Annotated in this window: 13 protein-coding genes; 1 reads left to right on the top strand and 12 read right to left on the bottom strand. The window is 41.4% G+C overall.

Annotated features, from left to right (window positions below; translation table 11 throughout):
* Positions 1-4: 4 nt before the first annotated feature.
* The 3 genes from sdaAB to ACOT8F_RS01725 all read right to left on the bottom strand — a co-directional run bounded on the left by sdaAB (position 5) and on the right by ACOT8F_RS01725 (position 2,934).
* A complete protein-coding gene (gene sdaAB, locus ACOT8F_RS01735; protein WP_421649822.1) occupies positions 5-667 on the bottom strand; it encodes an L-serine ammonia-lyase, iron-sulfur-dependent subunit beta in 663 nt (220 codons plus the stop codon).
* A gap of 223 nt (positions 668-890) precedes the next feature.
* The gene (locus ACOT8F_RS01730; protein ID WP_421649821.1) at positions 891-2,555 is read right to left on the bottom strand and encodes a DAK2 domain-containing protein; all 1,665 of its coding nucleotides are present in this window, start codon (positions 2,553-2,555) and stop codon (positions 891-893) included.
* Positions 2,556-2,571: 16 nt separating this feature from the next.
* On the bottom strand, positions 2,572-2,934 hold the full coding sequence (locus ACOT8F_RS01725) for an Asp23/Gls24 family envelope stress response protein (RefSeq protein WP_421649820.1): 363 nt from the start codon (positions 2,932-2,934) through the stop codon (positions 2,572-2,574).
* A 344-nt stretch (positions 2,935-3,278) separates the two neighbouring features.
* Here ACOT8F_RS01725 and rpmB point away from each other — a divergent pair, with 344 nt between their 5' ends.
* Positions 3,279-3,467: a 50S ribosomal protein L28 gene (gene rpmB, locus ACOT8F_RS01720; RefSeq protein WP_224842369.1), complete on the top strand. Its 189-nt coding sequence runs from the start codon at positions 3,279-3,281 to the stop codon at positions 3,465-3,467.
* Between the two features lie 163 nt (positions 3,468-3,630).
* Here the strand turns inward: rpmB and spoVM are convergent, their stop codons facing one another.
* The 9 genes from spoVM to fmt all read right to left on the bottom strand — a co-directional run bounded on the left by spoVM (position 3,631) and on the right by fmt (position 11,974).
* Positions 3,631-3,711, bottom strand: a complete 81-nt coding sequence (gene spoVM / locus ACOT8F_RS01715; protein ID WP_101565213.1) for a stage V sporulation protein SpoVM — start codon at positions 3,709-3,711, stop codon at positions 3,631-3,633.
* 93 nt (positions 3,712-3,804) lie between these two features.
* Positions 3,805-4,464: a thiamine diphosphokinase gene (locus ACOT8F_RS01710; RefSeq protein ID WP_421649819.1), complete on the bottom strand. Its 660-nt coding sequence runs from the start codon at positions 4,462-4,464 to the stop codon at positions 3,805-3,807.
* 102 nt (positions 4,465-4,566) lie between these two features.
* Positions 4,567-4,737, bottom strand: a complete 171-nt coding sequence (locus tag ACOT8F_RS01705) for a hypothetical protein (protein WP_421649818.1) — start codon at positions 4,735-4,737, stop codon at positions 4,567-4,569.
* Positions 4,738-4,958: 221 nt separating this feature from the next.
* Entirely contained in the window at positions 4,959-5,843 is an 885-nt protein-coding gene (gene rsgA, locus ACOT8F_RS01700) for a ribosome small subunit-dependent GTPase A (protein ID WP_421649817.1), read from the bottom strand.
* 20 nt (positions 5,844-5,863) lie between these two features.
* Positions 5,864-7,834, bottom strand: coding sequence for a Stk1 family PASTA domain-containing Ser/Thr kinase (pknB, locus tag ACOT8F_RS01695; protein WP_421649816.1), 1,971 nt, complete (start codon positions 7,832-7,834; stop codon positions 5,864-5,866).
* On the bottom strand, positions 7,828-8,589 hold the full coding sequence (locus tag ACOT8F_RS01690) for a Stp1/IreP family PP2C-type Ser/Thr phosphatase (protein WP_421649815.1): 762 nt from the start codon (positions 8,587-8,589) through the stop codon (positions 7,828-7,830). Before ACOT8F_RS01690 ends, pknB begins: the two co-directional genes overlap by 7 nt.
* 5 nt (positions 8,590-8,594) lie before the next feature.
* Complete coding sequence (gene rlmN / locus ACOT8F_RS01685; RefSeq protein ID WP_421649814.1) at positions 8,595-9,686, bottom strand: dual-specificity RNA methyltransferase RlmN; 1,092 nt, start codon at positions 9,684-9,686, stop codon at positions 8,595-8,597.
* A gap of 2 nt (positions 9,687-9,688) precedes the next feature.
* Positions 9,689-11,035, bottom strand: coding sequence for a 16S rRNA (cytosine(967)-C(5))-methyltransferase RsmB (gene rsmB, locus ACOT8F_RS01680; RefSeq protein WP_421649813.1), 1,347 nt, complete (start codon positions 11,033-11,035; stop codon positions 9,689-9,691).
* Entirely contained in the window at positions 11,036-11,974 is a 939-nt protein-coding gene (gene fmt / locus ACOT8F_RS01675) for a methionyl-tRNA formyltransferase (RefSeq protein WP_421649812.1), read from the bottom strand.
* Between the last annotated feature and the right edge of the window lies 1 nt (position 11,975).

Here is an 11,975-nt window from a genome sequence, read left to right as displayed (position 1 = left end):
TACTTTAATCGGCTATTTTTGTAACCTGCAATATATTTGGCAGCGTTTTCAGTTCTTCAATGACCGGTGTTTCAATGTTCTGGTCTACCTCAATTGTCATTAAAGCAAGTTTGCCAACTTCTTTTCTTGATACTTCCATATGTCCAATATTTATTTCATGTTTGGCCAAAACGTTCGCAACAGCTGCAATAGACCCGAATCGATCATTATGCATAATCAGAATGGCTGGATGGCTGCCGGAAAGCTTCAGTTCAAACCCATTCAGTTCCGTTATTTCAATTTTACCGCCGCCGATTGAAATTCCGACAAGCTCCAATTGCCCTTGATCATCTCCAATAATAACGCGTGCTGTGTTAGGATGATCTGTCAGCGCGTCCTCTTCAAGGAACGTAACTTTCATTCCTTTTTCGTCTGCAAGCTTTAGGGAGATTTTAATCTGCTCATCAAATGTATCAAAATCAAGCAAGCCGCCAACAATGGCCACATCTGTGCCGTGGCCTTTATACGTTTTTGCAAAGGAGCCGTAAAAAGAGATTGTTGCCCACTTTGGTTCTCTTCCAAAAAGGCTTCTTGCCACACGGCCGATTCTCGCAGCTCCTGCTGTATGAGAACTTGATGGGCCAATCATGACAGGCCCGATAATATCAAAAACACTTCTGTATTTCATGACTTTGTCCTCTCCCCCTTAACTGCCTTACTGTCCAGTTCTCCTCGTTGTGCTTTTACTCATAGGAGACTCTATATAATAACTTCTGAAATGTTGAAAACAAACGATTTAGAAGCTATTATAAAACAGTTTATCGTAACTCATTTTAACAGATTTTCCTTCCATTTGAGAAATGACAGAATAAAAAGAAATAGAAGGGAGAATTCCCTTCTATTTATGTATCTTATTCTATTGAAAAAATATACGAGTAAAGGGGTTGTTCTCCTTGATGAACTTCAATCTCAATATCGGGAAATTTTTCTTCGACAAAGCTGATGAGATTGCTGGATTCTTCCTCAGATGCATCCTCTCCGCAAAGAACGGTCAAAATATCATCGTCCTCTGAAATCATCTCTGCAAGAAGTCTTTTAGCAGCTTCCAGCTGCTTTTTGTCCTTCACAACGATTTTTCCTTCAGAGATGCCCATGAAGTCATTTTTGGAAATCTCGAGCCCGTCAATTTGAGTATCTCTCACAGCATATGTTACTTGCCCTGATTTCACATTTTTAAGAGCTTCGTTCATTGTTTTCTCTATTTTCTCTGCAGAATCTTCTGAGTTGAAGGCAAGAAGGGCGGCCATTCCCTGAGGTACTGTTTTTGAAGGAACAACAATGACATTTTCTTCAACAACTGATGCTGCCTGTCTGGCTGCCATAACGATATTAGAGTTATTTGGCAGAATAATGATATTTTCAGCGTTCACTTTCTGAATGGAAGAAACAATGTCCTCAGTGCTCGGATTCATTGTTTGTCCGCCTTCTATCACAGCATCAGCTCCAATGCTCCGGAACAGCTCTCCTATTCCTTTTCCCATTGTAACAGTAATAATGCCAAACTTTTGCTTTTCTTTTTTCTTTTCTTGGGTACTTGCAGGCTTTCGTGATTCTCCTACAATACTTGTATGCTGCTGACGCATATTTTCAATTTTCATATTGATTAAACTGCCATATTTCTGGCCGTATGATAGAACGTCTCCAGGGTATTCGGCATGAATATGCACCTTCACAAGGTCTTCGTCTGAAACAACGAGTAAAGAATCCCCGTGTTTACTAAGTTCCTGCCTGAACTTCTCTTCTGAAAAAGGCTTCTTCCCTTCTTCAAATCTCACCATAAATTCAGTACAATAGCCGAATTCAATATCTTCTGTATTTATATGGCTTTGCGCACTCTTATGATGTTCGGCGCTCACAAGGTCCGTCATAGAAGGGATTGAAGGAGTTCCTGAAACTTTTTCTCCCTTTAATTCAGCAAGAAAACCTTCATATACGAATACAAGACCCTGGCCGCCGCTGTCAACTACTCCCACTTCCTTTAAAACAGGAAGCAGATCAGGGGTCCTAGCAAGCGAAGCTTTTGCTTCTTCAACAACAGCTGACATCAGCTTTACAAGGTCATCTTCATCCTTTGCTGCGGAAACAGCTTTTTTCGCTGCATCTTTGGCAACGGTCAGAATTGTCCCTTCTACGGGCTTCATTACTGCCTTATATGCTGTATCAACACCTGCCTGAAGCGCATTTGCAAAATCCTGGCTGCTGATTGAATCTTTCGCTTCCACTGATTTTGCAAAGCCTCTGAACAACTGGGAAAGAATGACTCCAGAGTTGCCTCTGGCACCCATTAAAAGCCCTCTGGATAAAGCTATACCGACCTTTCCGATGTGAGCCTGAACATTATTTTGCACTTCTCTTGCGCCAGATGTCATTGAAAGGTTCATATTCGTTCCGGTATCACCATCTGGAACCGGAAAAACGTTTAATGCGTCAACTACCTTTGCATTAGTAGATAATAAACTTGCTCCTTGAGTGACCATTTCTGCAAAGCGCTTTCCATCCAATGTTGTAATAGACAATAGAATTTCCTCCTAACTACGGGTTCGCTACACGAACTCCCTGCACAAAAATATTAACGGAGTCGACAGATAATCCAACTGTATGATCAAGTATGTATTTCACTTTGTTTTGGACATTGTTTGCTACTTCTGATATCTTTGTTCCGTAGCTGACAATAATAAACATATCGATATGAATACGATCTTCCTCCTGCCGCACGATAATACCCCTGCTGAAATTTTCTTTTCTAAGAATATCTGTAATGCCATCTTTAATCTGATTTTTGGAAGCCATTCCAACAATGCCATAACAGTCAATTGCAGCTCCGCCCGCAACTGTGGCAATGACATCGTTTGATATATCAATTTGACCGTACTTTGTTGATAATTCAATGGACATGCTGGTTCCCCCTTATTTACTAAAACTAAAGAAACTATAGCAATTGTACTATATGGACAGTTAATTTAAAAGCCATACCGGACTTAGGCAGTTTGCTTATTCCTATTATTATAGAACACGAAGGAATTATCCCTGTCAAGGTAAAATTCTTGAAAGCATAGAAAAGAATTGTTGCAATACCCTGTCAGTTATGATAAATTATTAAAGTATCTCACACGAACAGTGAATGTTAGTATGAAAAAATAGGCAGAGAATAGCACACATTTTAAATAAACAGCACCGTTTTTTAGAAATTGTGAAGCTTGACTCGAGACCAAGGTTTTGCATGGTTAGGAGGGAATACAATGGCACGTAAATGTGTAATCACTGGTAAAAAAAGCCGTTCTGGAAATGCACGTTCTCACGCAATGAACGCTACTAAACGTACTTGGGGAGCTAACCTTCAAAAGGTTCGCATCCTTGTGAACGGTAAACCAAAACGCGTATATGTTTCCGCTCGCGCTTTGAAATCCGGTAAAGTTGAACGCGTATAATACCTTTAGCATAACAATATGCTATTTTAAAAAAACACCCTGCAAATAGCACGGTGTTTTTTTCATGGCAAAGCATAATTGAATAAGAAATGCTGGAGTAATAAGAAACAGGAAAAAGGGGCACTACCCGAAAGCCAAGATAGGCTTCAGGGCCGTACCCCCTTTAATCCTTTTTAAATGAGCCAAGCATAGCCCGAATGATGCCACCAAGGAATTTAGGCAGTTTAATCGTATAAAACTTCATATTTCCCCCTCCTCAACCCTTCAATCATTAAACTCGGAATGGCTTTTTCCGCTTCAATAACTGTGTCAGCGCCTCCGAAGTATTGTGGCTTTCTTAAAGAAGCGGAGAATCATCACGGCTTCTTATCATCATTAATATGCCACTCTCAAATGAAAAAGTACCTTTTGAAAGAATAAGTTCATTGCTGACACATAGTGTTGAGCCAAAAGGAATATGGCGATTATGCAATGGATATTTGAATCCTTCAAGCGTCAGTTTAGCAACGTCACTTGAAAAAGGAATGAAGGAAAGGTAAGGGAATTGCTCCTTTTTTTCTGCTGTATAGCTGCCCGGCTGAAAGAGTTCCATTTCATTATGTATATCAATTAACGTCAGGGGGATGCCTGTTTGAAATTGTCTCATCAGCAAAAAGATGTTGGCATATAAATGATCCAATCTGCCGCCAGTTGCACCAAACAAAAGGATTTTATCAGGTTTTTGATCGATAGCCCAATCCAGTGCCAGGTCAGTATCTGTTTTGTCTTTTTCCGACGGGTAAATGGATAAGTCTTTCACGGTTGACTCAAGCCATTCTCTTTCCTGTGAACTGATAGAATCAAAATCACCTATAGCCTGTTCGATCTCCAAGTCTTTTTCGGCAAGATAAACAACTCCTCTATCGACTCCTGCCCACAGTGTATTTTCCTCGCGGTAGGCATTTAAATCAGGAAGCAGATTTTTCGGCCCTCCCGCAACAATACAGATTGTTTTCATTTCATTCCCTCATTTTCTTATTACTCTATGCATACCCATTTGAAAATTGTTCTTTTAAACCGTTATGCTGCCTACCTGAAAAACCAAGGAGAATCTCCTTGGTCAGTAAGATGAATCATCGTAATCATATCGAAAGCCATCTATTTGGGCATTCTCGTTTCTGAACCTATTTAAAAGATTGGTGTATTGTTCAATCTCATCCCCATCCGAGCTGTAGGCAATCGCTGAAATGATAGCCTGCTCTATGACAGCTTTTTCTTTTTCAGAATACATATGAACCCCTCCAATACTAACTAGCATTAGACATTTGGGCAAAAAATATGTTTCAGGATTTATGAACATCCATTTTCTTTACTGTTGGCTCTGTAAACTTTGGCTGTTGATTTCAGCAAGCAGGCACTCCCTTGATCCGCTTTTCTAAGCAGGAGTTTCGCGTATCCGTTCCAATCAACATGGTGCCAAAATCAACCTTCAGCTTTAACAGAGCTTTACTATTAATACCTTGGTTTTCTGTCTTTAATTTCAGCAAGAAAACTCAAATAGTGCTCATAACGGTATTTTGGAATGCTGCCCTTTTGAACAGCGTCTTTTACAGCACATTTTGGTTCTGAAACGTGTGTGCAGCCTCTGAATTTACAGTCTTGCGACAGCTCCTTCATCTCAGGAAAGCAATAGGTGAGTTCCTCTGCTTCAATTTCCGTAAAATCAAGTGAACTGAATCCAGGAGTATCAGCAACAAGTCCATCGCCCGCAGGAATAAGCTCAACATGCCTTGTCGTATGCTTGCCTCTCCCTAAGTGGCTGGAAATAACGCTTGTTTTCAATTCAAGTTCAGGCATTAAAGCGTTCAAAAGCGAGGATTTTCCCACTCCTGACTGTCCTGCAAACACAGATATCTTGTTGTCTAAGAGAGGTGTTAAGCTTTCAATTCCATTCTTGGTCGCTGTGGAAGTCAGCAAAACCTCATAGCCCATGGTTTCGTAATCCCTCGCAAATTGCAGAATCTCAAGCCGGAGAGCGTCGTTTGGAATCAAGTCCATTTTACTGATGCAGATGACAGGCTTAATATCATTTGCTTCAATTAATACTAAAAATCGGTCAAGCAGCAGTGTGCTGAATGCAGGTTCCACTGCAGAAAACACAAGAATCGCCTGATCAACATTAGAGATAGGAGGCCGCACCAGCTCATTTTTCCGTTCGAGCACATCTAGTATATAGCCTTCTTTATGATTCTCTGCCTGATAGATTACCTCATCCCCTACAAGGGGGGTTACTTTATTTTTCCTGAAGACGCCGCGTCCCCTGCACTGTATTAATTCTGAGTTGTCGAGTACATAATAGAAACCGCTTAGAGCTTTAATAATTTTGCCTTGTGGCATACATGCCCTCCTTTAAAATTCTATTCGGGATAAGGAATTGATTCGCTCTTCAGCACTTTGTTATTGCTGACAATCTGGTAGTAAGCACTGCTGCCTGGAGCAATTTTAAACTCAATTTTTTTTGTTTCAGGCTGATTGATCACATAAGTTGCATACGTTTGATCGATGGAATGTCCCTCATCATTAATGGCTATTTGCACCGTTACATCTTCGCCCCAATTAACAGGCTCGTAAGGAATTTCAACGTCTTTCTTGACCGTTTTGACAGGTTTTTCTTCAGGGCCAAGAGAAAATACAACTTCAACTTGATCTCCCTGTTCAAGCATGGCTCCCGCCTTTGGACTTTGGGAAATAATTTGATCTTTCGGAACAGTATCTGAATACTTTTCGCTTTCCTTTAGACTGAATTTTGCATCCTCACGGTAAGAGTAAACAGCCTCTCTTGAATAGCCAGCGAGATCCTTCAGTTTAATCTTTTCTGGCCCCTTGCTGACTGTAAATGTAATTTCATCATCTTCAGGTATTACAAGAGTTCCCGAAGAAGGATTTTGCTCGATAATTGTTCCCTCAACCTGATCGTCGTAAACTTCCGTAACTTTAATTTTTTTGAAATCTTTCTTTTCGAGAAGCGCTTGAACGGTATCAATATTCTGGCCGCTGTAATCTTCCATCGGTGTTTTTTGTTTTCCTGTGCTTTGATAGATTGTGATAGCGGCTCCGTCTTTTTCATATTCACCGGATTGCGGGTCGGTTTTTACAACTTTGCCTTCAGGTATATCATCGCTTGAAATGCTCTCGGGATCTTTCACTTTAAATCCAGATTCGAGCAGCAAATTTGCAGCTTCTGCATATTCTTTCCCTTTCACGTCAGGCACCTTTTTATCTCCAGGTGTCATAAGAGACGGAACAACCGTAAATGCTGCAACAGCTGCCAGAACTAGAATAATAAACATAACGACGATAAACGTTGCAAATTTGTTGCGCTTTTTCTTCTTTTTCTCCGGTTTTGCATCCTTTGCTTCCGCTGCTCCATTCTGCGGAAACGGCTGGAATTTATGGACAATGGTATCGCCTTTTTCATTTGTAATCAGCGGGTCGGTAATAATTGGGATAGCTTTTGTCGCTTCTTCGCCATCATTAGGAATACTGTATCTCGGTTCGTTTAATCTTCCGGGATTAAAAGCAGTACGTATATCCTCTTCCATTTCTTCTGCTGATTCAAAACGGTTAAAAGGATCCTTAGCCATTGCTTTGAGGATAATATTTTCCACACTTTGCGGAATATTATGATTCCATCTTCTTGCAGAAGGTGTTTCAGACTGGAGATGCTTTAAAGCGATCGAAACCGCAGATTCCCCATCAAAAGGAACCCTTCCTGTTAATAGCTCAAAAAGGACAATCCCCAGTGAATAAACATCTGATTTTTTTGTAGCAAGACCGCCTCTCGCCTGTTCAGGTGAAAGATAATGAACAGAGCCAAGAACAGAGTTGGTATGCGTAATGGTTGTGGAACTGAGAGCCATGGCTATGCCAAAGTCTGTTACTTTTACGTTTCCATGCGGGTCAATCAGGATATTGTGAGGCTTAATATCCCTGTGAACAATTTGGTTTTCATGGGCACAGGCAATGGCTGAGACCACCTGTTCCATAATGTTTAATGCTTCCCTCGGGTGCAATGGCCCATGCTGCTGTATGTATTGTTTTAATGTTGTACCTTCCACGTACTCCATCACTATGTAATAAATGCTGTCTTCTTCGCCAACATCATAAATGCTGACTATATTGGGATGTGCAAGGCTTGTAGCAGATTGAGCTTCTCTTCTGAAGCGTCTGATAAAATCCTCGTCATTGGCAAAATCAAATCTCAGCACCTTTAATGCAACTTCCCGTTCAAGAATCATATCTTTAGCAAGATAAACGTTGGCCATTCCGCCTCCGCCTACTACTTCAAGGACCCGGTAGCGGCCGTTGATTCTCTTACCGATTAACAAGCCTCATCACCCTCTTTTGGTTCTGGCGGCAATTGAACGAGGGCAACAGAGATATTGTCTTCTCCTCCGTTTTCATTAGCAAGCACAATTAGGTTCTCAGCCATATCTTCAAGTGAATGATTTTCCACTAAAATATTCTGAAGCTCAGGATCGCTTAATTTATTTGACAGTCCGTCTGAACAAAGAAGAATAACATCAGAATTTTCCACGCAAATTGATCTGGCATCCATTTGTACATCACTTTCTGTACCAAGCGCTCTTAGAAGAACATTTTTTCTTGGGTGATTCTCCGCATCCTCTTTTGAAATTTGTCCTGACCTAACGAGTTCATGTACAAGAGAATGATCATTTGTCAGCTGTTTAAAACCATCGCTATTATAGAGGTAGCATCTGCTGTCACCAATATGGCCGATTGTTGCAAAATTCCCCGTGCATATTGCTCCAACAAAAGTAGTTCCCATACCCTGGCATTCCGGGTGTGTGAGAGCGTGTTCAAAAATCATTTTATTCACAGTGCGGATCTGTTCTCTCAGCCAGTTTTCTGCTGTATCAGGTGTTGGGAAATCTCCCGTTTCACTCCAAAGCTTTTTAAAGGCTGAAACGGTCATCTCACTGGCAACATCGCCAGCAAGATGACCTCCCATACCATCTGCAATAATAGCTAAAACTGCACCGGCATTATTGATGAATACACCGACACAGTCTTCATTATGTGATCTAACTTTTCCCCTGTCTGTTAAAAAAGCTGTTTTCACAAGCGTCACCTCGTCTCTTCTTTACGCTCCTTGGCTCTAAGCTGGCCGCATGCAGCGTCAATATCATGGCCTTGTTCACGGCGGATTGTTACATTTATGCCGCGGTCTTTTAAGGTTTTTTCGAAGCGGAAAATTTGCTCTTTGGGTGTACGCACGTAGTCTCTTTCCGGCACATAGTTAACAGGTATTAGATTGACATGGCATTTTAGATCTTTGATTAAGTCAGCCAGCTCTTCAGCATGCTCAACCTGATCATTTACGCCGCCGAACAGACCATATTCAAAGCTGATTCTTCGTCCGGTTTTCTCAATATAGTAGCGGACAGCTTCCATTAAATCAGGCAGCTTGTAAGCTTTATTAATCGGCATTAGCCTGCTTCTGATTTCATTATTTGGCGCATGCAATGAGATAGCAAAATTAATTTGCATTTTTTCATCTGCAAACTGATAGATTTTAGGAATGATTCCGCTGGTTGAAACAGTAATATGGCGTGCTCCGATATTTAGCCCTTTATCATGGTTAATAATCTTAAGGAATGACAGCATTTCATCGAAGTTGTCGAACGGCTCCCCGATTCCCATGATTACGACTGAACTAACCCGCTCATCCGTTTTATCAAGCGCTTGCTGTACTTTTACGACTTGCGATACGATTTCTCCTGCTTCCAGATTCCTTTTTAATCCTCCTAAGGTTGAGGCACAGAAAGTACAGCCGATCCGGCACCCTACCTGAGTAGTGACACAGATAGAATTTCCGTACTCATGACGCATCAAAACGGTTTCGATGGAATAGCCGTCATGAAGCTCAAAGAGGAATTTGATTGTGCCATCACTTGATGTCTGCTGTATGAGCGTCTTCAGTGTTGTCATCACAAACTCTTTATCCAGCAGCTGGCGCAGTTCTTTTGATAGATTTGTCATCTCTTCAAAAGAGGCTGCACGTTTAATATAAAGCCAGTCAAAAATCTGTCCTGCCCTGAAGCCTTTCTCGCCTTTTTGTTCGACCCACTCTTTCAATTCGTGCAGTTCCAGTGAGTAGATGGATGGTTTTTCAGGGGCTATGGCTTTTTTGGTTCTTGTTTTTTCAGTTTGATTCAAGGTTACACCTTCCTTTTAAAGCTAGTAATATAAAATCCGTCCGTTCCAAAATAATGAGGAAGCAGTTGAAGCTGTCCATTTTCAGCATATTTCCTCGCCATTTCCGGCAGCCGTCCGGGCAATGTTTGATCTAATTCAAAATCAGAATGCTGTTCTAAGAATTTCTCAGTGATCTCGCTATTTTCTTCCCAGTCAATTGTACACGTACTATATACCAGTGTACCACCTTTTTTTAATAAAGGCGAAACGGACCGCAGAATTTCTAATTGAATTTCAGCCAGTTTTTGGATATCCTGGAGTGATTTCGCATATTTCAAATCAGGCTTTCTTCGGATGACTCCGAAACCCGAGCATGGAGCATCCACCAAGATCCGGTCAAATGATTCCTCTGAAAATTCATCACCAGCTTTTCTGGCATCAAGCGCCATGACATTCAAATTAGCAAATCGAAGTCTCTCTGCCTGTTCTTTGACAAGATTCACTTTATGTTTATGCAGATCTAGGGAAGTGACTTCTCCTGTATGATTGAGCAATTCCAGAATGTGCGATGTTTTGCCTCCAGGGGCAGAACAAGCATCCAGTACAATGTCACCTTTCTCTACACCTAATGCCCGTCCTACAAGCATGGAGCTTTCATCCTGCACTGTCAGTAATCCTTCTTTATATAGAGAACTTTTTGTAAGTGTCCCTTTTTCCATTCTGATGGCATCAATAGAAAGATCGCCTTTTCTGGCCTGAAAGCCTTCTTCCTCCAATTTGCCGAGCATTTCATCAACTGAAGTTTTGGAAGAGTTGACTCTGGCTGTCTGTTTTGGAGGCTGCAAATTCATTTCGCACATTTTTGCTGTGCTTTCCATGCCATATTGCTCTGTCCATTTCCTAACCATCCAGACAGGGTGGCTTGTTGATAAAGCGAGCTTTTCAATAGGATCAGCAATTTCTTCTATAGAAGGAACGCCTTCTCTTTGAATCGATCGCAGGATCCCGTTAACCAAGGACGAAATTCCCTGGTGGCCTTTCCTTTTTGCAATTTCTACTGCCTCATGCACCACTGCTCTGTCAGGCACTCTGTCAAGATAGACCATCTGGTAAACAGAAAGCCTTAATAAAATCCGCACCCACAGCTCTAACTTACTGGCCTTTTTGATAAATGGAGCAAGGTAGAAGTCCAATGTTTCTTTTCTTTGCAATGTCCCGTATACAAGTTCAGTTAGAAGCGGAATATCTTTTTCTTCGAGCTTGTATTTTTGAATCAATGAGTTTAAAAGCAGATTGCTGTACGCCTGGTTTTTTTCAACTGTCAGGAGGGCTTCTGCTGCGATCTCACGAACATTCGGTTTATTATTCATCTATACTCCCAACTTTGTTCCCGGAGAGAGCTGTGTTCCTCTTAAAAAAACCTCGCCGGTCATTTTTTTCTTCCCTGCAGGCTGAAGCTCTGTTACTTTAATAGCAATCCTTGAGCCTGTTGCTACCACAAATCCGTCACTGTCTGCGCCAATAATGGTTCCAGGTGCTGCAGGATGGGCACTTTCCATTTTTTCTCCGCGCCATATTTTAATATTCTGTCCGTTTAATACAGTGTAAGCGACAGGCCATGGCCTTAAACCCCTGATATGGTTATAGATTTCTTCGCCGGATTTTTTCCAGTCGATTTCCTCTTGCTCCCGCTTTATATTGTATGCAAACGATGCTTTCGACTCATCCTGTTTGACAGGCTTTAATTCCCCTTTAAGTAGCTTTGGCAGGGTTTCTGAAAGAAGATCGGCTCCTGCACTGCTCAATTTATCATGCAAGGAACCAACATCATCGTTTTCTTCAATTTGAACCTCTGTTTGAGTTAAAATATCTCCGGCATCAAGTTTTTCAGCCATGTACATAATCGTAATGCCTGTTTTTGATTTTCCTTGAATGATGGAATAGTGAATGGGAGCTCCCCCTCTTAATTCAGGAAGAAGGGAAGCATGAACATTAACACAGCCGTGTTTAGGCGCATCAAGCAGTGCTTTAGGAAGAATTTGCCCGAATGCAGCCGTCACAATTAAATCGGGTTTAAGAGCGAGCACTTGCTCCAAATCTTTTGGATCCTTCACTTTTTCAGGCTGAATAACAGGGATGCTGTGTTTTTCTGCTTCCACTTTTACAGGTGGAGGTGTCAGCTCTTTTTTTCTTCCTTTTGGTCTGTCAGGCTGTGTTACGACACCAGCTACATTGTATCCTTCATCAATAAGGCGTCTTAAAACAGGCACTGAGAAATCTGGTGTTCCCATAAAAACAATTCTAGTCATC

It is taken from the genome of Chryseobacillus diguaensis, assembly GCF_049220665.1.
In the GTDB taxonomy this organism is placed as follows: Bacteria; Bacillota; Bacilli; order Bacillales; family Bacillaceae; genus Metabacillus_B.
This window is presented reverse-complemented; position numbering and strand designations above follow the sequence as displayed.